Raw genomic sequence first — 23,702 nt, 5'->3', positions numbered from 1 at the left:
CATCCTAACTGCCAAAATGTGGGGGAGAAAAGCAGAAATCGGTCGGCCCGTTGCACAGCGGATGGTGTGGTGGCGGACTCGGCAACGGGCTGAGCGCCCGACTGGCAAGGGCTGCGAGCCATGGCGGCGGCCCGCCAGCGGGCCAAAAAAAGAGGGAGCCACTGGCTCCCCTCTCGATGATGTCGGTGCTTACTTGCCGAGCTTACTTGCCAAGATTGTCGGCCAGCTGTTTGGCGCGGTTGGCCGCCCACTGGTCGATCATCTTCTCCATCTCCTCGGCGGTGATGGGCGAATCCTTGTGGGTGGTGTCCGGGGTCTCGCGGGCATCCATCACCCGCACCAGCAGCTTGCCGCTCTGGGAGTCGAGCAACTGGGCCATGCTGCCCACCTTGAGCAGGTAGGGCTCCTTGCCGATCACTTCGCGGGTAACGTTGATGGCGATCTTGGCCGGCATCAGGTCACGCAGTTTCGGGTCGGGGCGGGTCAGGTCGAAGTTGGTGACGGCAGCCTGGATCCGCATCACTTTCGGGCCGGGGGCGGTGGCAATCTTGACGCCGTGCTTGATCAGTTCGCTCTGGAACTTGTCGTGGTAGTAGCGGCCAATCTGGTTCTGTTCGTTGGCGGTCAGCAGATACCACTGGCCATTCTCCTGTCGGATAAACTGGAGCGGATCGAGCAGCACCTCATTGTACTGGCGCAGATCAACGCCCGGCTCCTTGTAGACCCGCTGGTTGGGGTTGCTCTCGTTCGGCTGGAAGGCGCTGAAGGGAACAGTTTGCAGCGACTGCAAGCTGTAGGAGACCTGATTTTTTACGGCGCAGCCGCCCAGAAGGGCCGCCGCCATGGCAACCATCACGACCTTTTTCATATTTGCTCCTGCATTGACCGATTGTTTTTACTGTGGATTTTGCTCTACACGGCGGGCGATCCCGTGCTGGTTGCCTCCGATTCCCCCAGAGAAATACCCTATTTCCCCCCTATCTCACAAGCGCCATCTACCGAATGTTCAGGCGCCATCCAAGTTGTCATACGGAAATGGGGGAAATGTCCACAATCGGTGCAGGGAGACGGGGGACGGATCCCCCACCTCCTCTCTGTCAGGCGATAAGCTCGACGCCCATGCTGGCCAGAATGGAGAGGCTCACCGTCGCAAACAACACGCCGGTGACCAGGTTGAGTGGTCGCTGCACCCGTTGCAGCAACTGCTGGGCGCGGGAGGTGGAGAGGCTCCAGGCCAGCATGCCGAACCAGCAGACCGAGATGATAAAGAGCTCGACCACCAGCAGGCTGCGGGTCACTCCATCCACCTCTGGTGACACCATGGCCGCCAGCATGCCGATAAAGAACACCAGCGCCTTGGGGTTGAGCAGGTTGGTGGCGATACCGGCGCGTACGCCCTTGCCCCAACCTGATAGCTCGCTGGCGGCGCTCTGCATCACGGTGCTGCTCTGCTGGCGGGCCGCCATCAGGGCGCCCCAGCCCAGCCAGCCCAGATAGAGGGCGCCGCCGCACTTGATCACCATAAACAGCATGGGATTGTTGGCAATCAGCATGCTGATGCCGGTCAGGCTGAGGGTGGCGTGCACCATGATGGCGAGCGAGATGCCAAGCGCGGCGCCAAGGGCTGTCGGCCGGTGCAGGCTGGTACGCAGGATCAGGGCAAAATCGGGGCCGGGGCTGGCCAGCCCGATCAGGTGCATAAGGCCAAGGGTAAGGAAAAGACTGGTCAGCATAGCAACTCTCAAAAAAGTGATATGCCGCCAGCATGGCGGATCAGCGGGGAGTCCGGCTTGTAAAAGATTGCATCTGGGCACGAAATTCGGCGGGGGTCAGGCCAAAAGCCTGGCGAAAACCGTGGTGGAAGTGGCTCTGGTCGAAGAAACCGACCGCCAGCGCCACCTCGCTCACCACCATGCCGCTCGCCAGCAGCCGCTTGCCCTGCTCCAGCCGCAGCCGCTTGAGCCAGGCGTAGGGTGTCATGCCGCTGCGCTTCTTGAACTGGCGCAAAAAGGCGAAGCGATCGAGACCGACCAGCCCCGCCAGCTCCTCCAGCGAGTGAGGCTCGTCGAGCCGGGCCAGCAGATAGTCGCGCAGATAGCGCAGCTGGGGATCTGCCAGCTGGTGCACTTCGGGCGCCAGTTGCAACAATTCCCCAAGCAGGGCGAGCAATTGTCCCTCGATCAGCAGGCCATCAGCCTGCGGATTGTCGAGGTAGCTGTGCAGCTGGGCAAAGCCCTGATAGAGGTCGGGGCGGCTCTGCAATCCCTTGTCGAAGAAAGGCTCCGGCTGATCGGGCAGCCAGAGGGAGAGCTGCTGCGGATCGATGGCGAAGACCCGCACTTCGTACCCTTCCGGTAGCAGGCTGAGGCCGTCGTGCACCTCGTCCGGGTTGACGGTCGACAGCTCGCCGCGCACCAGGGTGTGGCTGTTTCCCTTGTGGATAAACTTCTGGCCACCCCGCTGCACCAGCCCGATATGGTAGTCGAGATGGACATGGCGGCCGTAGCTGAACGCCCGATGATGGGAGTGTGACAGCTCGACCCCCGGCAGGTGCGGGGATTGCCAGTAGCGGATAAGGGAATCAGTAGTACTCATGGGCTATAGATACACCGCAAGCAAGCAGGAGAGCTTGTAGATTATTGCATTCCGGCCGCGCGGTTGCAGCTGGCTCAACGACCACCCAAACGAGCCGGCGGATCCACCAGCGAGACGAGGGGGTGCTGTTCGAACACATGTTGCAACGCCTGCGCCAACGCGGGCTGCCGCGCCGCCAACGTTTTGGCCAGCGCCATGTGCACTTCCAGCGGGGTAACCGGCAGATAGATGAGACGGGTCGCCACCGACTGCTGGGCCCGGAAGTAGTTGGCCGAGATATCGTTGGAAAAGAGCGCGGCATCGATCCGCCCACGCACCAGCTTCTGCATGTTGCCATGCTCCCAGTTACGCTGGGAGAGAGCATCAATCCGGATCTGAGGATGCTGCAGCAGTGGCGGCACGATCGCCTGACTCGACCAGCCAATCGCGGCGCCGTAGAGATCCGCCTGCCGCTCGACCGACCGCAACCGTGATGGCGCCAGCACCACCAGCACAGGCCGCAGCAACAACAGATAAGGCTCGACATAGTGGATGTGCTTTGCCCGCTCGGGGGTATAGCTCAACAACGGCGTCAGTTCGCATTCACCACTTTCTAGATTACTGAGCAAGCGCGCGACATTGAGACCCTGCCATGCGATCGGCCGCCCCAGCACGGGCTCTACATGAAGTCTGAAATAGTCGATCACCGGCCCGGAGACCTTGCCCTGCGGATCGATGGAAACCAGTGGAGCCAGCTGGAAAACACATCCCCGCAGGGGCGCACTGGCCGCGACAGATGAGTTGAACATGATAGAGGGAAGAACAAGTGCCGAGAGCACTGACAGCAAACGCATACCTGAAAGAGAAATGCCCATAAGTGCCGACCCGATACCCTGATAGCCATCAGCATGGCACAAGGCAGTAGGGCGGGCTATCTCCCCCCTTGCCCCCAACTTGCCGCCGGATATCACCAGCCGGTTCTATTGCGATGAAAATCAATAAACCCTTTGTTTTGATAGACTTTTTATCATTGCGTATATTGCCTCCAAAATTCACACCCATCTCTTAAGTGGTACTTTTATGAGACTATTACTGATTGCCTTATCCTTTTTTGCTGCAACTGCAAGCGCCAGTGAACAACTGTCCGTGCCTTACTATGACTGGGGTGGCTGCCCCTTTGAAGGATGTACCTATCAGCAGTGGACAACCAAGCAGGAAGTGATTGCCAGAGCCGAGCCCTCTTGGACCGCCAAAGCTCTGTTCAAGGTACCGCGTGGTAAAAAGGTCGAGGGACTGACCGGCGTGGTCATCGTCGAAAAGGCCGGGACAGTCAAGATTCTGAAACCGGTCAAGCTCGGCTATAACGACAAGGGTGAGGGCCCGCTACTCAACCTGAAAGCGGGCGAACAGCTCTATACCCTGGCCAGTATCGGGGAAGGGGCGATGCGGTTCTGGTACAAGGGCAAGACCTACACGCTGGACTATGACTACGGGCGCACCCAGATCAAATATGGCGCCACACCGAAAAGCCAGTGGTGGGTAAAAATTCGTGACCAGCAAGGACGTGAGGGTTGGGTTGCCGAAGCAAAAAACTTCGCCCATATGGACCGTTTCGAATAGTGACAGCCAGCCCCCCGAGACCGGGGAGCTGGCCGTGGATGACTCACTGCTTGGGTTGCAGCTTCATCTCTTGCAGATACTCCAGCACCTGGGTTTTGTAGTCCGCCTGATAAGAGAACTTGGTGCTGTCGCTCGCCGCAATCAGGTTGACTGCAGTGCAAAACAGGGCGGCCGCCAGCAGCCCCTTGCCAACCCACTGCGGGTAACGACGGCTCCAGCGTACCAGCAGCAGCAGGATCGGGAACAATGCGTAGGGGAAGATCAGCATCAGGTGCCAGTAGTTGAAGATGATGGGTGACAGGGCTGCACTCACCAGCACCGCCAGCACCGCCGCCAGTGCATAGAGGCCGAGCCAGCTCTCGCCATCCAGTGGCGCACGGTCGCTGCGCAGCAGACGCGGCTTGAGCTCCCGCCACAGCTGCCAATTGGCCTTGGCCGCCAGCAACACAGTTGCGGAACCCACGCCGTAAATCACGATCCGCCACAGCCAGATCGCTGCCATCTGCAGGTATTCGTGCCCCGCCAGCCAGATAAACTGGGTGTCGTTGACCAGCTTGCTGGCAAACAGCCAGGAGCCGTAGCGCAGCCAGTAGAGCACTGATTTCAGCACCGGATAGACATGCATCAGCCCCCAGCCGATATAGCGCTGCCGCGCCTCGGGATCGACGTTCTGGGTGATGTGGCTGTTGCTCATCACTTCCATCGCGTAAGGGATCAGGGAAGCACCGATCAGCAGGGCAGCCACCACCACCCCGCTCCAGCTCACCTTGAGAATGCGGCGCCAGAAGAGATAGGTGGACATCACCGCCAGCAGCGGCCAGGAGTAGTGCAACTGCATCGCCATGCCGATAGCCAGCAGGTGCACGATCATGTGCCAGAAGGAGGCCCGCTCGCGCATATGCCAGGCTGACCAGCAGTGCATGGCCGAGAAGAGGAACAGATAGGAGGGGTTGTAGAGCAGACTCTCGTACTGGAACCAGGGGTTGAGCCAGCAGAGCACCAGAAACAGCAGGCGCACCCTGTCATCAAACACCTGACGGATCACAGCATCAAACAGCAGGAATCCGACCAAGCGCATCGCCAGCAGCAACACCATGGGGGCATAGGGAGAATCCCACAGCAGCAGCGGCCCACCGATCAGCCAGGCCGACAAGCTGCCCGGCACATTGCCCACCGCACTCGCCGCATTGCCATAGCTGAGCCAGACCCCCTCATAGGCCCCAAGGTAACCCTTGTAGAGCATCTGGGTCTGATCGCCGGTGAGGAGTTGGTGATCGGAAAACAACCAGGAGAGCAGCAGCCCGACAAATATACAGGCCGCGAATAATGCGTTATGGTAGCGCCCACTAAGACCAATCATTGATCCACACCTATTGAAAAAATTGCTAACGACTTTAACAGTTGCCACCTGATTTTGCTCGTTTACGATTCACATTTTTAGTAGATTTACCAGTCAGTTATGAGACCTGCGGAGCAGTTATGACCCCACCAGTTAAAAAGTTTTTATTCATTGTTGAAGACTTGTATGGTGGTGGTGCGGAAAAGGTTCTGCTCAATACTGCATCATTGCTAAAAGATGCCGGTGCCGATGTAACCTTGTTTACCTTGCGGGAAAAAATAGATCATACGTTGCCCGATAATATCCATCCGATTGATCTTGGCATTGTCACAAAACTGACCAAAGCCATATCCAATATTGCGGTTGAAAAAATACAAGCGTCACTGATCCTGAAAAGAATCAAAGATATTTCACCTGACGTCATCATCTCATGTTCATGTGACAAAATTACCAGACACCTTCCTGAAACACTGAATATTTATTACTGGATCCACGGTAATGTCACCGGTTTTTCCAAAGACAATGCCAAGGGATATGAAAAATTCAAGCGCTTCTATAATGGAAAAAAACTGATCTGCGTATCCCGTGGTATCGCAGACGACATTTTACAAAATGTAAAAGCCACACCAAAATCGTGTCAGGTTATCTACAATCCGTTTAATATCGAGAAAATTCAGGCGTTGGCCAATGAGCCTTTCAGCAAGCCATTCGACAAGTATTTTATCCATGTCGGCACCTTCGAAGAGCGAAAACGCCATGATCGTCTCTTGCAGGCATACCAGCTAAGCAGCGTTGATACGCCACTCGTGCTGATGGGCAAAGGGGTACTACGTCCGAAAATTGAAGCAATGATCGAGGATATGAACCTTGCCAACAAGGTGAAGATCATCGACTTTCAGAAGAATCCCTATCCCTATATCAAAGCTTCCCAAGCGCTTATTCTGACATCAGATGCAGAAGGGTTGCCAACAGTGCTTATTGAAGCACTTATCTGCCACACACCGGTTATCAGTGTGGATTGCCCATCTGGGCCTGCTGAAATATTGACAACACCACTCGATAAATTTCTAATCCCGATGGAAGATATCAGTGAACTGGCTATGGCAATTACAAGCATGGAGCGAAGAAGAATCCCCATTCATTCAAACTATTATCAACCTTTTTCTAGTGAAAGAGTGACCGAAGAATTTATATCTTTATGAGAAAGAGTTGGGGAAAACCCCAACTCTCTATAGATAATCAGCCACCCACTTTTTAAATGCCATTTTAAATTCAGCAACGTTTATAAAGTTTACGTCTTGTTGTGCAGACCTGGTTTCTGCGTAGATAACACTTGAGCGAGGATTATTTGGATGCCACTCCACATTTTCTGGCATCCCGAAATTATCATTGTAAATACCGAGAACAGGTTTACTCAAACCGGTTGCAATATGCACTGTAGCAGTATCCACAGACACCATACCGGCACAATGCCTTGTCTGTGCAAAGAGCGAAGCAAGAGATGGTTTCTCATGATCAATAACAACCCTGGCTGGGTCACAAACATGAGATAAAACTCGTTCAACGTCCCTCTCACGCCCAGGTGGATACAATAGACAAATATTGTAATTTGATGAATCAAGCATCGTGTTGATTAACTCTATGGTTTTCTCAACACTGAAACAACGGGATGTCCCACTGCCATATGGATTGAAGCACAACGTTTTATTACTTGGCCACCAAGAGCCAACCCAATCCTCAGCACCCTTACACGAAGGCACTATATAACTGGTATCAGGGTTAGCAATCCCCATATGCTCCAAAAGCACCTTAAATTTCTTCGCAAAGTGCATCCCTGTAGTTTTTTTACCCAGCTTGATATTAATACAGTCAAGCTCATCATCAATCCCTGCTACATTTTTGCTCCCAACTTTGGAGATGAAATAAAGGTCCTTCATCTTCATTTTTTGGCTAAAATGCACAAGATAATCTACATTCCCCATGTCATTGGCTAATTTTTTGAGCTCCCTATAGCCAGCTCTCTTGGGTATTTCAAAGACGCAATCAAAGTTAAAAAAGTCTCTAAACAATGGCGCCATACCAGAGCTGGTAATAACGTAGACTTTTCGCTCAGGAAATTTATTTTTAATCTCCCTTGCCACCCAGGAAGAGACGATTGCATCACCAAGCTTAGCATCCCACCTAACAAAAACAGTGGCACCGTGCGATAATGATCTCACTGATGAATGACGATCAAAAAGTAAAATACCCAGCTTGCGGCGCAGGACATCCCTCCATAATTGAAAGGTTTTAATCACAGTAATCACCTCCATCACTCTATATGTTGGCCATAATTTCTGTCATCAATAGTCGATTGGAATAGTCCAACATCCAGACAGCATGGCTCAACACCAGCGGCTCTCAATTTATTCCACTGCAGCCGCCCAGTGAGATAATCAGCAGGCATTCTGATTGGATAAGCCATCTTCAGCAGCTTGAGAGCGCCAGCCTGTGTAAGAATATATCCTCCTGTAGATATAATTCCTCTTTGTGAGTTTTTACTGGGTGTTAAATATTTTGCCAAACGGTACCCCTCTGGCAAAGATGAGTATATTGGAAAATGTTTCGCCTTGCCATGATGCAAAAATACAATATCAGAATTATTTTTATTAATAATCTCTCTAACAATAGTTTTGAAATGCATGTGGACGTAAATATCATCTTCTAAAATGACACAACGAGGGATATTTCTCTCAACCATCATTTCATATACATTAATATGACTCATGGCACAACCGACCTCACCCAAGCTAAGGTCATGGCCGCAAGTCTCTCTTGCCAGATTGAAATCCACTTTCGCTAAGCGATCTGATGGTAATGATTTGCCATCAACTGCGTCGAAAAACTCAAAGGCAATCCCCAAATGAGACATCTGTCTCTCTACCATCGCCCGCCTGTCAGCACTACGTGTCAAACTAATAATAAATACGGGAATCATAGTTATGATAAATCCTGCTTGATTTCATGACAAAATAAAATAAATATTAGGCTTAATGAGTATAAATACATCATACTTTGGTGTTCGAAAGGCACATCAAATACTGCTCCGACAGCGAATGATATAGGGATAAAGACGCCTGCAGACACAAACCCCATTTCTTTCGCAAAAAACATTGCCGGCAATATAAGTATACCCAGTAAGAAAATGAATCCTATACCACCGCGAATAACTAAAGTCTGTAAATACTGATTGTGTGAATGCGCAAGTTCGGGGTTTAGCAACGCTTGCGGCACAAGACCCTGCTTCACTTGCTCTTGCTTTAACGCATCAAAACCATCGGTACCCACGCCTATTAATGGCGAATCGATAAACCCCAACCAAGCGCTTTTCCATGCAACCGCTCTGAGCCCAAGAGATGTACTGTAATTTCCATTTTCCATGTTTACAACATCAGAAAATCCAGCATCTATTCTATTTTTAACGATATTGCTGTTTAAACATAGCATTCCGAATACCAAGAATAACCCTAGCGTGATTGAAATATATTTCAATGGCTTTCTTTGAATTTTAAATAATAAAACACATGTGATCACAACTATGAATGCTAGCCAAGCACCACGACTTTGTGAAAGATATAGAGCACAGAGAGAGAATAGTGCCGAAATAATATAAAGCCATTTTTCAAGGCGATTTCCTGAGAAATAAACCGAAAACCAAAAATTGAGAATTGCCAATGTCAGGGCTGCTTGAGAAAAAATTATCGCGTTTGTAAAACCCTCTACCCTAGCTACTCCATGAGTATACTGCCATATACTAATAACCCCCAAGCCAAATCCACCAAAAATAATTCCATAAGAACCAGCTTTGAGCAAAGTAATGTGCCGCGGCATTAAAAATGAGAAACATACAATATATATTATACTCCGCATAATGCCATATTGGTCACCGTGAAGCTGTCTATTTACGAAAATATAAATAGCATAAGATAATAAAACCAATATTATATAACGATTTCTAAGCCCCACCGGATAACGATGGATGTAAAAAGAAACCATGCCAATTATGGATGCCACGACAATGAGGTTAGATAGATATGTTTTGCCATCAATAAAGAAAAACATTCCACTGAATGCAAAAATCAGAGTGAATGAAAAGATCAGAAGAGCAAATCGCTCCATGCTTATGACGTTTTTTGATATCACTTTGATGCCCTGAAAACATAATTCCCGCGGATTTTGCGCCACAACCCAAACACATCGGTGCGGGGGAAGATGGCGATCCGGCGGATCTGGTAGGGGTCTTGGTGCATCGCTTTGGGGCCACTGTTGGTGGCAACGGCAAAACGATACCCTGCGGCTATGACCTGCTCCTTGGCACTCTCATTGATGTCTCCGTAAGGATAGGCAAACGAGAGCAACGGCTGGCCAAGCAAGGCCTCCAGCTGGCGTTTGTTCTCCTGAATTTCATGGGACTGCTGCTCTGGCGAGAGCTTGCTCAGGCGAGGATGGGTCAGGGTGTGCCCCCCAATCTCCACATGGCCACTCGCTGCCAATGCCTTAATCTGCTCGCCATTCATCAGGGGAACAGACGTATCGGGATTGGTCGGATGCTCCACATCCCAACGGTTATAACCTTCGCCAGTCACCACGTACACCACTGCTTTGTAACCATATTTTTCCAGCAGCGGCAGCATGCGGGTCAGATTGTCCTGATAGCCGTCATCAGCGGTGATCATCAGGTACTTCTTGCCGTATTGCAGACGGTGGATAAAGCCTTTGTCCGCCAGATCGCGGAAAGTCAGTGCCTCGTAGCCGAGCCACTTCATCAGGCGCAGGTGCTTCTCGAACATGGCGATCGGCATCCAGGTGCCGTGCACCCCTTTCTCGCTCTCGTGTTCGATAAAGCGGTGGTACATGATGACCGGCATCTCGCGGCGCAGGGTTTGGACCACGGCATCCTGATAGATGGTTTCGAGGCCGGATACTACCCCCTGCAAGCCGTACTCGTCCTGAATCCGCTGGCGAATGGCTTCCGGCACCACCTTGCTAGCCAGGGCGGATTTGATTTCGCCCTTCAGCGCAGCAAAATCGATAGCCAGATCCTTGGGACCGATATCGCCGAAGTTGCTGGCCAGAGCATCATCCAGATTCTGTTCGGTCACCAGACCGATGGCCTTGGCTTCGCCGATAGCGAAGGCGGGCCGACCGCAGAGCAGCGCTTCCATGGCTACCCGACCGGCACCAATTACCAGGTCGCAACCCGCCAGCAGAGCTGGCACATCATCGATATAACCGACAAACTCGGCACGATCCTGAAAACGGGCAAAACGCTCGGGCACGCGGGTACCGCTCACAATCCGTACCTTGCAGGCATCCAGATCGAGTACTTCGTCGAGCAGGCGGTAGCACAGCTCCCCTTTGGGGCCGCTCAAACGGCCAATGATGGCGATCACCGGCTTGTCATTATCCGGCGCCGGCACGGGCTGGAACTTGTCGGTCTCGATACCGTTGCGCAGAACCTGAACGATAGCGGGATCAACCCCCAGGTTGTCGATGATCTGCCGGGCGATATCCTCGCAAACGGCGACCGCCCTGAATCCAAGGGCATGGAAGGCTTTGCGGGATGCGTGTACCGGCTGACGACCATGTACCGTGGTGATCATCGGGGTACCGGTCAGTTTGCAGGCAACATAGCTGCTCCAGCCGGAGGCACGGGAGTGAGCATGTACCAACTGGATATGGTGCTTCTTGATCAGATAGATAAGGTAAAAGACGTGCCAGAAACGGCGCAGGATACTGCGCTTGTTGAACCGAAGCTTGAAGACGGGACCAAGGGTTGGCTTGGTCAGCGTATCCGACACATAAAAGACGTTGTGACCACGCCGGGTCAGTTCGTTGCCGACCGTGGTGGCATAAACCTCGGCGCCCGTCACTTCGAGCTGGGAGAGTGCCATCAATATGTTCATTGCGTGGTTACCCGGTAGAAACTGAGAAAAACAGTGACAAACAACAGAGCCGGAAACAGGTAGAACCTGCTTCCGGCTTGTCTACATGGCAGTGTAAAGCTCGCCCGTTAGCGGTTGAGCCACGCCATGTAATCTGCAACCCCTTCGGCCACAGTCTTGAACTCGGCGTCATAACCTGCGTTGCGCAGCTTGGTCATGTCGGCCTGGGTAAAGCTCTGGTAGCGACCCTTGAGGTGATCCGGGAAAGGGATGTATTCGATAGAACCCTTCTGATGATGCTTGATCACCGCTTCGGCCACGTTCTGGAACGGCTCGGCGCGACCGGTACCACAGTTGAAGATGCCGGAGTGCTGCGGGTTCTGCCAGAACCAGAGGTTTACCTTGCAGACGTCGTCGATATAGATGAAGTCACGCATCTGACCGCCGTTGGGGAAACCATCGCAACCTTCGAACAGCTTGGGATTCTCGCCCTTCTTCACCTGGGTATTGAGGTGGAAGGCAACAGAGGCCATGGAGCCTTTATGCTGCTCGCGCGGGCCGTAGACGTTGAAGTACTTGAGACCAACGACCTGAGAGTTGATCTCCGGCATCCAGCGGCGCACGTACTGGTCGAACAGCTGCTTGGAGTAGCCATAGACGTTGAGCGGCTGTTCGAACTTGGGATCTTCGATGAAGTTGTCGTTGCGACCGCCGTAAGTGGCGGCAGAAGAGGCGTAAATGAACGGAATTTCACGCTCGATGCAGTAGTGGAACAGGTCCTTGGAGTACTCGTAGTTGACCTCCATGATGAACTTGCCGTTCCACTCGGTCGTCGCCGAGCAGGCACCTTCGTGGAAGATCACCTCAATGCCGTCCCACTCTTCGAATTCGTCGCCGGAAACGATACGCGCCTGGAACTCGTCTTTGTCCATGTAGTCAGCGATGGTCAGATCGACCAGATTGACGAACTTGGTGCCGTCGGTCAGGTCATCAATGACCACGATATCGGTCCGTCCTTGAGCGTTCAGCTGCTTGACCAGATTGCTGCCGATAAAGCCAGCACCGCCAGTTACTACGATCATGGAGTTTGCCTCTCGTACGTTGATGGCTACATGTGACTGCTTGTTAAAGCTGTGTATAGTGAGCCAATTTGAAATTGCCGAAAAGTTTATCACGGGCAGTCTGGGGATTCGACCTTGTTCCATTTGCCCCGGACGGAACCCGTTGGAGGAATGAGTGATGAAGACCAGAGACAGGATCATTCACAGCGCCACCGAGCTGTTCAACGATCAGGGTGAGCGCAACATCACCACCAACCATATTGCGGCGCACATGGGCATCAGTCCGGGCAACCTCTATTACCACTTCCGTAATAAAGAGGACATCATCCACTCCATCTTCGATCAATATGCCCGCCACCTGAGCGAAAGCTTCATCCCGACCCGCAACCGTGAAATCACTCTGCAGGATTTGATGGGTTATCTGGATGCCATCTTCTATCTGATGTGGCAGTTCCGCTTCTTCTACGCCAACCTGCCGGACATCCTGAGCCGGGACGAGCCACTGCAGCAGAAATACCTCAAGGCGCAGGAGCAGATGAGATCCTCGGTCGTGACCCTGCTCAAGAGCCTGCGCGAAGGGGGCATCATAGATGTGACTGACGCGGATCTGCCGGATCTCGGCCAAACCATCAAGATGGTGGTCACCTGCTGGATCCCGTTCCAGATTGCCCAGGCCCCCAATACCCGCATCACCAAGCCACTGCTCTATCAGGGAGTACTAAAGGTGCTGTTTCTACTGCGCCCCTACGTGCAACCGCAAGTCGCCGAACAGATCAAGCAGCTGGAGCAGCACTACCGCCAACTGGCCCAACCAGCTGGGTGAGATCTGTTTCACAATTGTTTAATTGCAGAACAATAATTTGAATTAACCGCAACAAACTGCAGTAAAATGTGGCCCTCTGTTGATACTCAGCTGAAATAGCTAATAAGGATCGAGGATGTCTAACGGATTCTATCGTCACCTGACCGAGCAACTGCATCAGGTGCAAGCTGAAGGGTTGTACAAGCAGGAACGCATCATCACCTCCGCCCAGCAGGCAAGCATCGCCGTGGGTGGGGAGCAGGTACTGAACTTCTGTGCCAACAACTATCTGGGATTGGCCAACCACCCGGATCTGATCGCTGCAGCCCATCAGGGCCTCGACAGCCACGGCTTCGGCATGGCCTCGGTTCGCTTCATCTGTGGCACCCAGGATCAGCACAAGGAGCTGGAGCAGAAGATGTCTGCCTTCCTGGGCACTGAAGACACCATCCTCTACTCCTCCTGCTTCGATGCCAACGGAGGTCTGTTCGAGACCCTGTTCGGCGCCGAAGACGCTATCATCTCCGATGCACTCAACCACGCCTCCATCATCGATGGTGTGCGCCTGTGCAAGGCCAAGCGTTATCGCTACGCCAACAACGACATGGCCGAGCTGGAAGCCCAGCTGAAACAGGCTGACGCCGATGGCGCCCGCTTCAAGCTGATCGCCACCGATGGCGTCTTCTCCATGGATGGCGTTATCGCCGACCTCAAATCTATCTGCGATCTGGCCGACAAATACGATGCGCTGGTGATGGTGGATGACTCCCACGCCGTCGGCTTTATCGGTGAAAACGGTCGTGGCACCCACGAATATTGCGGTGTGATGGATCGGGTCGATATCATCACCGGCACTCTGGGCAAGGCGCTCGGTGGCGCCTCCGGCGGTTATACCTCGGGCAAGAAAGAGGTGATCGACTGGCTGCGCCAGCGCTCCCGCCCCTACCTCTTCTCCAACTCGCTGGCCCCCTCCATCGTTGCAGCCACCATCAAGGTGATCGACATGCTGGCCGAAGGTCACGACCTGCGCGCCCGCCTGCAAGAAAACAGCCGCTATTTCCGCGAGCGCATGAGTGCTGCCGGCTTTACCCTGGCTGGGGCCGATCACGCCATCATTCCGGTGATGCTGGGCGATGCCAAGCTGGCTGCCGAGATGGCCAGCCGCATGCTGGCGGCCGGTATCTACGTGGTAGGTTTCTCCTTCCCGGTAGTGCCGAAAGGTCAGGCGCGCATTCGTACCCAGATGTCCGCCGCTCACACCCGAGAGCAGCTGGACAAGGCGATCGACGCCTTCATCCGCATTGGCCGCGAACTCGCCATCATCTGATTTGCATCGAGGGGCCCTGTGCCCCTCCCTTCTTTCTGCATTCATAGCAAAGGATCCGCCATGAAAGCCCTGTCCAAACTCAAGCCCGAGATCGGCATCTGGATGACCGACGTTCCCACACCGGAGCTGGGCCACAACGACCTGCTGATCAAAATTCGCAAAACCGCCATCTGCGGCACCGACATCCATATCTACAACTGGGATGAGTGGTCGCAGAAGACCATTCCTGTCCCCATGGTGGTGGGTCACGAATATGTCGGTGAAGTCGTCGCTATCGGCCAGGAGGTGCGCGGCTTCGCCATCGGCGATCGCGTCTCCGGTGAAGGTCACATCACCTGTGGCCACTGCCGCAACTGCCGCGCCGGCCGTACCCACCTCTGTCGCAATACCACGGGAGTGGGCGTCAACCGGCCGGGGGCCTTCGCCGAATATCTGGTGATCCCTGCCTTCAATGCCTTCAAGCTGCCGGACAATATCCCGGACGAACTGGCCGCCATTTTCGACCCGTTTGGCAATGCGGTTCACACCGCCCTTTCCTTCGATCTGGTGGGTGAAGATGTACTCATCACCGGCGCTGGCCCTATCGGCATCATGGCTGCCGCCGTCTGCCGTCATGTTGGTGCCCGCCACGTGGTGATCACCGACGTCAACGAATACCGACTGGAACTGGCACGCAAGATGGGCGCCACCCGTACCGTCAACATCGGCAAGGAGAAGCTCGCCGACGTGATGAGCGAGCTGGGAATGACGGAAGGGTTTGACGTGGGGCTGGAGATGTCCGGCGTACCGAGCGCCTTCCAGGAGATGCTCGACAAGATGAACCATGGCGGCAAGATTGCCATGCTCGGCATCCCCCCCTCCACCATGGCCATCGACTGGAACAAGGTGATCTTCAAGGGGCTGTTTATCAAAGGGATCTATGGCCGCGAGATGTTCGAAACCTGGTACAAGATGGCCAGCCTGATCCAGTCAGGACTGGATCTCTCCCCCATCATCACCCACCGCTTCCACATCGACGAGTTCCAGCAAGGCTTTGATGCCATGCGCTCCGGCCACTCCGGCAAGGTGATTCTGAGCTGGGATAACTAACCTGTTGCCCTTAACTTGTTAAAACCTGGCATCAGCCGGGTTTCTTTTTCAGAAGCACACAGTCAGACAGCGTGATACGGGCCAAAAGTTTGCTTGCAGAGTGTTTAACACTTCACACACAAGCGTTTAAATGGCTGTAACTATTCGGTTATAATCCGTCCGGTTCACAGGGATAATAAGAGAGTGCTGGGAGTATATGAGCGTGCTGAAAAAACTGAGCTATCTGCTGGCTGTCGGTATGACCGCTGTCAGCCTGTCCGGGGCAGCATTTGCTGCTGACGATATGTCACCGGATGCCATTGCCGAACGGATCAAACCGGTCGGTCAGGTCTATACCGCCAAGGATCTGGAAGGTATTGCCGGTGCAGGCGCAGCGCCTGCGGCAGCCGCTTCTTCCGGCCCGCGCGATGGCGAAACCGTGTTCAAGGGCGCCTGCTTCGCCTGTCACGACACCGGTGCAGCCGGCGCGCCCAAACGTGGCGACAAAGCGGCTTGGGAGCCCCGTATCGCCCAGGGCATTGAAACGCTCAAGAAGCATGCCATCGGTGGCTTTACCGGCAAATCCGGCATGATGCCTCCGCGCGGCACCTGCGCAACTTGTAGTGACGAAGAGATTGAGAACGCCATCCACTACATGATCGACAAGCTCTAAGTATTTGAAAGGGCCGCATATGCGGCCCTTTCAATCTATCGCCTTCCAGCTACTCTTGTATGGTAGACATACTCGGGAGTTGCTCATCTCATGTCGTCCCAATCCATTGAATCCCACTATTCAACTCCTTTGCTGGCGTTGGTCTCGGCCATTATGGACTTTCCCGCGCCGCACACAGCAACGACCGACAACTACAACGCCCTGATCCAGCAGATTGATCAACTCTGCCCTCTGCAACATTTTGGCATGCTTGGCCTCTCCGATACCGGATTGAACTGGGTCTATGCCCACAAGATCAGTGACTCGTTCAAACAGCAGCTGGGACGGGAGCAGTCCCGGATCACCGATCAACTGACCCAGCTGGATGAAGCCGATGGCTGGTGCGTTTTTCCTATCGAACATGGCCAGGTACAGTGGTTGCTGGCACGCAGCACACCAACAGATCTCCCGACCCTGCGCCTGCTGCTCGAATGTCTGGCCAAACGGCTGACCGAAACCCAGGCAGGCTCCCATCTGGCAGAGCCCCCCTCTCCGCTGATCCGTAAAGACCCCAACTGGCAGAAGAAAATCGAGAGCATCAGCCGCATCATGCGACTGGCCAATACCCTTCCCGGTCAGGCCCTTTTCTCCCAACTGGAAGCTGTGCTGCGCCAGATGCTGGCCATTGAGGACATGCTGCTGGTTCGGCTCAATACTCACAAGTTGGAAAAGGTCTACCCGGCGACTCCGCATCAGAGCGATGAGTTCATCAGCGGTCTGTGTCATAGCACCAGCAATATCGAGGTCAGCAAAGAGTCGCTGTTCTGGCACAGCATGCCGCTGCGCCTGCAACAACAGTATTTCGCCCACTTCATCATCAGCACGTCCGCCCCATTGGAAGCAGATGACAAACTTTTCCTCGATTTTTTGCGTGGCCAGCTCACGCTGCTGCTTGAGCTGAAGCGGATCCGCCAGCAGCTTAACGACATCAATACCGAAGACTCCATCAACCAGCGTCTCCAGCAGCTGCGCCAGACCAACCTCAGATTGCAAAAGCAGCTCAAACAGCATCAGGAGCTGGAACGCAGGCTGCAATTTGACGCCCTGCACGACCCGCTCACCCAGCTGCCCAACCGGGCTTTGCTGATGAATCACCTCAACCACGCCATGACCCACTACAACCGCTACAAATCGCCCGGGTTTGCCGTGATTTTTATCGATGTGGATCACTTCAAGCAGATCAACGACACCTTGGGCCACAGCGCCGGGGATCAGTTGCTGAAAGAGGTAAGCCGCCGCCTGCAAACCTGCATCCGGCAAAATGATTTGGTGGCAAGGCTGGGAGGGGACGAGTTCGTCATCTATCTGGACAGCAGCAAGAACGATGACGACATTAGCCCAGTTTTGAACCGGATCATCAGCCGGCTCTCCTACCCTTTCAGGCTGCTCGGCAACGAGCTGAGCATCACCGTCAGCCTGGGCGTCTCCATCGCATCCGAACAAACAACGGACATCAGCCAGTTGCTTCATCAGGCCGATCTCGCCATGTATCAGGCCAAGCGCAATGGCCGCAGCCGTATCGTCAGCTACTCGGAGGATTGCATCAACCAGAACTGGAACTCGCCGGAAGAGATGCTGGCCAGAGCACTGCGCGAAGGGCGTATCGTCCCCTACTTCCAGCCAGTGATCCGGCTGCAGGACAGCCGGCTGACCGGCCTTGAGGTGATGGCTCGCTGGCTGACGGAAGAAGGTGTGCTGAAAGATGCCTTTGATTTCATCCCGCTGGCGGAACAGTGCGGCCTTATTCTCGAGCTGGATTACCAGATCCTGCGCCACACCTGCCAGCAGCTGAAAAACTGGTTGCCACTGTCGGGACAGAGCAAGTTCAAGGTAGCGATAAATCTCTCCGGCAAGCATCTGGTCAACCACGACCATATCATGCGGCTGATAACCATTCTGGAAGAGGAGGGGGTCTCCCCCAGCTACCTGATATTTGAATTCAACGAGCGGGAGCTGTCACGGCAGGATTCCGATGCGCTGGCCTCGCTGCACGAGCTGCGCGCCAAGGGCATCCAGATCAGCCTCGACGATTTTGGGACCGGCTTCTCCTCCCTCAACGCTCTGTTCCACTTCCCGGTGGACTACATCAAGGTGGATGACAGCTTTACCCAGCGCATGTTGCAGTCCCCCAAAGACCTCGCGCTAATCCGCGCCATGCGCGACATCTGTCAGGATCTCGATTACACCCTTGTAGTGGAAGGTATAGAGAACCAGCAGCAATTGCAGAAGCTAATCGATATTGGCTGCCGGATGGGACAGGGGCGTTATATCTCACCGCCCATGCCAGGCACCGACATAGTCCCGCTGCTTACCCCGGCCAGCCTTTAGGGTTAATCCTTCTTGAACATGGCTCGCAGATTGGCCACCGCCATCTGCCCCTTCTGCTGACGCTCCTCGGCCGTCACCTTCTTCTGGTTTTCCCACTCCAGATCATCCTGTGGCAGCTCCAGCAGGAAGCGGCTCGGCTCCGGACGCACCGACTCGCCGTACTGACGCCGCTCCTTGCAAAGGGTAAAGGTCAGCTCGGTCTGGGCACGGGTAATGCCCACATAGGCGAGACGCCGCTCCTCCTCCACGTTGTCTTCGTCGATGCTAGTCTGGTGGGGCAGCAAGCCCTCTTCCATCCCCACCATGTAGACATAGGGAAACTCCAGCCCCTTGGAGGCGTGCAGCGTCATCAACTGCACCTGATCAGCGTCATCCTCCCCCTCGTTGCGCTCCATCATGTCACGCAGGGTGAGGCGAGTGACCACCTGTGCCAGCGTCATCGACTCCTCCAGCTCATCCCCCTCCAACATCTCGGTGATCCAGCGATAGAGGGTAGAGACGTTCTGCATCCGCATCTCGGCTGCTTTCGGGCTGGGCGAGGTCTCGTAGAGCCACTCTTCGTAGTGGATCTCCTTGATCATGTCCCGCACCGCCTCCACTGGATTGCCGCGCAACGCCTCATCGCCAAGGCGTACCAACCAGTTGGTGAATGCCTGCAGGGCCACGAGGCCACGCCCGGAGAGGTGCTGTTCCAGCCCCAGCTCGAAGCTGGCGGCAAACAGGCTCTTGCCGCGCTGATTGGCGTATTGGCCAAGCTTTTCGAGGGTAGTGGGGCCAATCTCGCGGCGCGGCAGGTTGACCACCCGCAGGAAGGCTGTGTCCTCATCCGGATTCACCAGCAACTTGAGGTAGGCCATGATGTCCTTGATCTCGGTGCGGGAGAAAAACGAGGTGCCGCCGGAGATGCGATAGGGAATCCGGTTGGTCATCAGCGCCTTCTCGAAGATGCGCGACTGATGGTTGCCCCGATAGAGGATGGCGTAATCCTTGAACCGGGTGCGATTCATGAACTTGTGGCCCATCATTTCCGCGGCGATCCGCTCCGCCTCGTGCTCCTCGTTCTTGGCAAACAGCACCTTGACCGGCACCCCGTAATCGAGCTCGGAGAAGAGCGCCTTGTCGAACACATGGGGGTTGTTGGCGATCAGGATGTTGGCGCACTTGAGGATGCGCCCCTTGGAGCGGTAGTTCTGCTCCAGCTTGATGAGCCGCAAGTTCGGAAAGTCTTCATTCAGCAGCACCAGATTCTGCGGCTTGGCACCTCGCCAGGAGTAGATGGACTGGTCATCGTCCCCCACCACGGTGAAGCGGGCACGCTCACCGACGATCTGCTTCACCAGCTCGTACTGGCTGGTGTTGGTGTCCTGATACTCGTCGACCAGCAGGTAGCGGATCTTGTTCTGCCAGCGGGTGCGCACCTCCTCGTTGCTCTTGAGCAGCAGGGTCGGCATCACGATGAGGTCGTCAAAATCCAGCGCGTTGTAGGCCACCATCTGGCGGTGATAACGCTCATAGAGCTGAGCCATCAGCACCTCTTCCGGCCCGCGGGCAATGCGCATCGCGCGGGCAGGCAGAATAAGGTCGTTCTTCCAATTGGAGATCTGGGTAATGAGGGCCGAGAGCTTGTCCTTGTCGTTGTCTAGCTCATCTTCAGTCAATTCTTTCAGTAGAGCCAGCTGATCGGTGTCGTCAAACAGGGAGAAGTTGGCCTTGAGATTCAGGCTCTTGTGCTCCCGTCGGATGATCTCGAGCCCCAGAGTATGGAAGGTGGAGACCATCAACCCCCGCGCTTCCTTGCGACCCAAGGTCTGGCCAACCCGCTCCTTCATCTCCCGCGCCGCCTTGTTGGTGAAGGTGACGGCGGCGATATTGCGCGCGTTGTAGCCGCACTGCTGCACCAGATAGGCAATCTTGTTGGTGATGACTCGGGTCTTGCCCGATCCGGCACCCGCCAGCACCAGGCAAGGGCCGGAAACATACTTGACCGCTTCGTTCTGATTGGGGTTGAGCTTCATGGGCCGGATCTCTTGGCTTATGATGAGGGGCGGCATTGTACCAGAAATCACCCGACGAGCCGTACCTGCTGCACGGCAGGCAACCGCCAATCGGGCTTATCGCGCCTTGTGTTCGAGCGCTATTTTCAGGATCATGGCCGACCTTTCGAGATGATGACTTTTTCCAGATGATGAGGGGAGCATGAATCAGCAACAGCATGACCAACTGCGCAGCCAGTTTCCGGCCTTGGCGCAGGCGGTAAACGGCCACCCTCTGGTCTATCTGGACAATGCCGCCACCACCCAGAAGCCGCACGCGGTACTGGATGCCATCGCTCACTACTATCGGGCCGACAACGCCAACGTGCACCGTGCTGCTCACGCCCTGAGCGGCCGCGCGACCCGCGCCTTCGAAGATGCCCGCAAGACGGTCGCCCGCTTTATCAATGCGCCCCGCAGCCACGAAGTTATCTGGACCCGTGGTACCACAGAAGCGATCAATCTGGTGGCCCAGAGCTGGGGGATGAGCGAGCTCAAAGCGGGGGACGAAATCATCCTCAGCACGCTGGAGCATCACGCCAATATCGTCCCGTGGCAACTGGTCGCCCAACGTACCGGAGCGGTGATCCGGGTTATCCCGCTCGATGAGCGGGGCGATCTCGATATGGCCGCCTATCACGCCATGCTGGGGCCACGCACCCGACTGGTAAGCGTGGCCCACGTCTCCAATGCCCTTGGCACCGTCAATCCAGTCAAAGAGATGGTGGCAGCGGCCAAGGCAGTCGGCGCTCTGACCCTGATCGACGGCGCTCAGGCGGTGGCTCATCTCGAGGTGGATGTGCAGGCCATCGGTTGCGACTTCTACGCCTTCTCCGGTCACAAGCTCTATGGCCCGACCGGCATCGGCGTGTTGTGGGGCCGCACCGAGCTATTGGAACGGATGCCGCCCTGGCAAGCCGGTGGCGAGATGATCGATCGGGTCAGTTTCAGCGGTACCACCTTCAATACTCTGCCCTTCAAGTTCGAGGCGGGCACCCCCCATATCGCTGGTGCTATTGGCCTCTCTGCGGCCATCGACTTTGTGATGGGGCTAGACCGGCAATGGCTCGCCAAGCATGAGCAGGTACTGACCGACTATCTGGTCACCGGTCTGCAACAGGTACCAGGGCTGCGTCTGATAGGCGAACCCGGCCAACGCGCCGGTGCGGTCTCTTTCCTGCTCGATGACATTCACCCGCAAGATGCCGCCACCCTGCTCGATATGCAGGGGATCGCCCTGCGAGTCGGCCATCACTGCGCCATGCCGCTGATGGAATCGCTCGGGATCGGTGGCACCATGCGCGCCTCCTTGGCCTGCTACAACAATCGGGATGATATCGACGCCCTGCTGGCCGCCCTGCACAAACTCAGTGACTTCTTCTAAGGCAGACAACCGAATGAGTGACCTCGCAAGCTATACCCAGATTGGCCTTGAGCCCAACGCCGACACCATCCGCCAGCAGTTTGCTGCCGCTCACGGCTGGGAGAACCAGTACCGGCTCATCATCCAGCTCGGCAAACAGCTGCCAGCGCTACCCGGCGAATGGCAGCAGGAGGAGTTTCGCCTCAAGGGGTGTGAAAGCCAGGCTTGGCTGAAGGGAGAACAAAGCGAGGATGGCTGCTGGCACTTTGCCTGTGATTCCGATGCTCGCATCGTGCGTGGCCTCATCGTCATCGTGCTGGCGGCACTCAACCACCAATCGTCTGCGGCGATCCAGGCATTTGATATGGAAGGGTATTTCACCGAACTGGGACTTGAGAAACACTTGAGCCCGTCACGAGGTAACGGGCTCAGAGCGATCGTGCTGGCGATCCGGGAACAAGCGGTCTAACCCGCCTTGTTCAGTGGTCTATTACGCTTCGCCAATCGACCCAGCATCTTCATTCCCTGCCTCTTTCTCGACTCGGGCGCCCCGCTCGGCAATCTTCTTCAATACCCGGGACGCGGCAACCAGCCCAAAGGTTGCCGTCACCGGCGTCACGGCGCCAAAACCGGAGGCGCAATCCATCTTCATAGTGCCATCGCTGGCTGCCTTGGCCTGGCAAGTGCCACCATTGCCATCCGGATAGCTCAGCTGCTCGGTTGAGAAGACACACTCCACCCCGAATTTGCGCGCCGGATTCTTGCTGAAGTTGTGCAATCGGCGCAGATCGGAGCGCACCTTGGCCGCCAACGGGTCTTGAATAGTCTTGGCCAGATCCGCCACAGTGATCTGGGTCGGATCCATCTGCCCGCCAGCACCACCCGCCACAATCACCGGGATCTTGTTGCGCTTGCAGAAGGCAATCAGCGCCACCTTGGCCTTGACCGAATCGATGGCATCCACCACATAGTCAAACTCCCGCTTGATATGCTCGGCCAGGTTATCAGCGGTGACGAAATCGTCCACCTCGATCACTTCGCAATCAGGATTGATGGCGCGAATACGCTCGGCCATCACCTCGGTTTTGAGGCGACCAACAGTCCCCTGCATGGCGTGGATCTGGCGATTGGTGTTGGTGATGCAGATATCGTCCATGTCGATAAGGGTGATCTGGTTGATACCAGCGCGGGCCAGCGCCTCTGCTGCCCAGGAGCCCACGCCACCGATACCCACCACACAGACCTTGGCCTGGCTAAAGGAACGCAGTGCGCTCTGACCATAAAGACGGGCAATGCCCCCGAATCGCTGTAGATATTCTGCTTTCATACCACCACCTTGCTTGAGGGCGGCCATTATAACGGCAACCACCGCCAGCCGCGATGGCATAACCGGAGAAAATCAGGGAGGGAAAACAGAGAAAACGGCAGAGAAGAGAGAATGAACGGTCAATTATCAGGCGATTTGCTGATTTTCAGGCAATAAAAAACCCCGCTTTATGAGCGGGGTTTCTTGTATTGGGTGCCTGGCAGTGTCCTACTCTCGCATGGCGA

Annotated in this window: 21 protein-coding genes; 9 read left to right on the top strand and 12 right to left on the bottom strand. The window is 55.1% G+C overall.

Annotation, left to right across the window (positions count from 1 at the left end; translation table 11 throughout):
* Positions 1–202: 202 nt before the first annotated feature.
* The 4 genes from AAHA39_RS13420 to AAHA39_RS13405 form a co-directional block, all read right to left on the bottom strand.
* Positions 203–868: a DUF3313 domain-containing protein gene (locus tag AAHA39_RS13420; protein ID WP_042029579.1), complete on the bottom strand. Its 666-nt coding sequence runs from the start codon at positions 866–868 to the stop codon at positions 203–205.
* 229 nt (positions 869–1,097) lie between these two features.
* Positions 1,098–1,733, bottom strand: coding sequence for a LysE family translocator (locus AAHA39_RS13415; protein WP_041209799.1), 636 nt, complete (start codon positions 1,731–1,733; stop codon positions 1,098–1,100).
* A gap of 40 nt (positions 1,734–1,773) precedes the next feature.
* Positions 1,774–2,595 carry an AraC family transcriptional regulator gene (locus AAHA39_RS13410; protein WP_320657142.1) on the bottom strand — a complete coding sequence of 274 codons (822 nt, stop codon included), beginning with the start codon at positions 2,593–2,595 and terminating at the stop codon, positions 1,774–1,776.
* 74 nt (positions 2,596–2,669) lie between these two features.
* Positions 2,670–3,383 carry a substrate-binding periplasmic protein gene (locus AAHA39_RS13405; protein WP_320657141.1) on the bottom strand — a complete coding sequence of 238 codons (714 nt, stop codon included), beginning with the start codon at positions 3,381–3,383 and terminating at the stop codon, positions 2,670–2,672.
* Between the two features lie 271 nt (positions 3,384–3,654).
* Between AAHA39_RS13405 and AAHA39_RS13400 the strand changes: the two genes are divergently transcribed.
* Entirely contained in the window at positions 3,655–4,194 is a 540-nt protein-coding gene (locus AAHA39_RS13400; protein ID WP_320657140.1) for a hypothetical protein, read from the top strand.
* A 43-nt stretch (positions 4,195–4,237) separates the two neighbouring features.
* Here AAHA39_RS13400 and AAHA39_RS13395 read toward each other — a convergent pair whose 3' ends face one another.
* Complete coding sequence (locus AAHA39_RS13395) at positions 4,238–5,437, bottom strand: 3-deoxy-D-manno-octulosonic acid transferase (RefSeq protein WP_320657150.1); 1,200 nt, start codon at positions 5,435–5,437, stop codon at positions 4,238–4,240.
* A 236-nt stretch (positions 5,438–5,673) separates the two neighbouring features.
* Here AAHA39_RS13395 and AAHA39_RS13390 point away from each other — a divergent pair, with 236 nt between their 5' ends.
* Positions 5,674–6,735 carry a glycosyltransferase gene (locus tag AAHA39_RS13390; RefSeq protein ID WP_041209803.1) on the top strand — a complete coding sequence of 354 codons (1,062 nt, stop codon included), beginning with the start codon at positions 5,674–5,676 and terminating at the stop codon, positions 6,733–6,735.
* Positions 6,736–6,762: 27 nt separating this feature from the next.
* On the opposite strand, the gene AAHA39_RS13385 is transcribed toward AAHA39_RS13390, so the two are convergent.
* The 5 genes from AAHA39_RS13385 to rfaD all read right to left on the bottom strand — a co-directional run bounded on the left by AAHA39_RS13385 (position 6,763) and on the right by rfaD (position 12,539).
* Complete coding sequence (locus tag AAHA39_RS13385; protein ID WP_320657139.1) at positions 6,763–7,830, bottom strand: glycosyltransferase family 9 protein; 1,068 nt, start codon at positions 7,828–7,830, stop codon at positions 6,763–6,765.
* Positions 7,831–7,844: 14 nt separating this feature from the next.
* Positions 7,845–8,510: a glycosyltransferase family 25 protein gene (locus AAHA39_RS13380; protein ID WP_320657138.1), complete on the bottom strand. Its 666-nt coding sequence runs from the start codon at positions 8,508–8,510 to the stop codon at positions 7,845–7,847.
* A 2-nt stretch (positions 8,511–8,512) separates the two neighbouring features.
* Entirely contained in the window at positions 8,513–9,691 is a 1,179-nt protein-coding gene (locus AAHA39_RS13375; protein ID WP_342690019.1) for an O-antigen ligase family protein, read from the bottom strand.
* A gap of 20 nt (positions 9,692–9,711) precedes the next feature.
* Positions 9,712–11,478, bottom strand: coding sequence for a polysaccharide deacetylase family protein (locus AAHA39_RS13370; RefSeq protein ID WP_320657136.1), 1,767 nt, complete (start codon positions 11,476–11,478; stop codon positions 9,712–9,714).
* 107 nt (positions 11,479–11,585) lie between these two features.
* Positions 11,586–12,539, bottom strand: coding sequence for an ADP-glyceromanno-heptose 6-epimerase (rfaD, locus tag AAHA39_RS13365; RefSeq protein ID WP_042029589.1), 954 nt, complete (start codon positions 12,537–12,539; stop codon positions 11,586–11,588).
* Positions 12,540–12,696: 157 nt separating this feature from the next.
* On the opposite strand from rfaD, the gene AAHA39_RS13360 reads away from it, so the two are divergent.
* The 5 genes from AAHA39_RS13360 (at position 12,697) to AAHA39_RS13340 (ending at position 18,755) form a co-directional block, all read left to right on the top strand.
* A complete protein-coding gene (locus AAHA39_RS13360; RefSeq protein ID WP_201931206.1) occupies positions 12,697–13,341 on the top strand; it encodes a TetR/AcrR family transcriptional regulator in 645 nt (214 codons plus the stop codon).
* 115 nt (positions 13,342–13,456) lie between these two features.
* Positions 13,457–14,647 carry a glycine C-acetyltransferase gene (locus tag AAHA39_RS13355; protein ID WP_042029591.1) on the top strand — a complete coding sequence of 397 codons (1,191 nt, stop codon included), beginning with the start codon at positions 13,457–13,459 and terminating at the stop codon, positions 14,645–14,647.
* A 60-nt stretch (positions 14,648–14,707) separates the two neighbouring features.
* On the top strand, positions 14,708–15,736 hold the full coding sequence (gene tdh, locus AAHA39_RS13350) for an L-threonine 3-dehydrogenase (protein WP_043850580.1): 1,029 nt from the start codon (positions 14,708–14,710) through the stop codon (positions 15,734–15,736).
* 196 nt (positions 15,737–15,932) lie between these two features.
* Positions 15,933–16,388 carry a c-type cytochrome gene (locus AAHA39_RS13345; RefSeq protein ID WP_041209812.1) on the top strand — a complete coding sequence of 152 codons (456 nt, stop codon included), beginning with the start codon at positions 15,933–15,935 and terminating at the stop codon, positions 16,386–16,388.
* Positions 16,389–16,478: 90 nt separating this feature from the next.
* Positions 16,479–18,755: a putative bifunctional diguanylate cyclase/phosphodiesterase gene (locus AAHA39_RS13340; RefSeq protein WP_320657135.1), complete on the top strand. Its 2,277-nt coding sequence runs from the start codon at positions 16,479–16,481 to the stop codon at positions 18,753–18,755.
* A 2-nt stretch (positions 18,756–18,757) separates the two neighbouring features.
* Here the strand turns inward: AAHA39_RS13340 and rep are convergent, their stop codons facing one another.
* On the bottom strand, positions 18,758–20,770 hold the full coding sequence (gene rep, locus AAHA39_RS13335; protein ID WP_041209814.1) for a DNA helicase Rep: 2,013 nt from the start codon (positions 20,768–20,770) through the stop codon (positions 18,758–18,760).
* A gap of 181 nt (positions 20,771–20,951) precedes the next feature.
* On the opposite strand from rep, the gene AAHA39_RS13330 reads away from it, so the two are divergent.
* Positions 20,952–22,172: an aminotransferase class V-fold PLP-dependent enzyme gene (locus tag AAHA39_RS13330; RefSeq protein WP_320657134.1), complete on the top strand. Its 1,221-nt coding sequence runs from the start codon at positions 20,952–20,954 to the stop codon at positions 22,170–22,172.
* Positions 22,173–22,185: 13 nt separating this feature from the next.
* The gene (locus AAHA39_RS13325; protein WP_201948443.1) at positions 22,186–22,620 is read left to right on the top strand and encodes a SufE family protein; all 435 of its coding nucleotides are present in this window, start codon (positions 22,186–22,188) and stop codon (positions 22,618–22,620) included.
* 21 nt (positions 22,621–22,641) lie between these two features.
* Here the strand turns inward: AAHA39_RS13325 and tcdA are convergent, their stop codons facing one another.
* Positions 22,642–23,478 (bottom strand): tRNA cyclic N6-threonylcarbamoyladenosine(37) synthase TcdA, encoded by an 837-nt coding sequence (tcdA, locus tag AAHA39_RS13320; RefSeq protein WP_320657133.1) that lies wholly within the window; start codon positions 23,476–23,478, stop codon positions 22,642–22,644.
* Positions 23,479–23,702: the final 224 nt, after the last annotated feature.

The organism is Aeromonas sp. SE22, assembly GCF_038739755.1.
GTDB classification, from domain to species: domain Bacteria; phylum Pseudomonadota; class Gammaproteobacteria; order Enterobacterales; family Aeromonadaceae; genus Aeromonas; species Aeromonas jandaei.
This window is presented reverse-complemented; position numbering and strand designations above follow the sequence as displayed.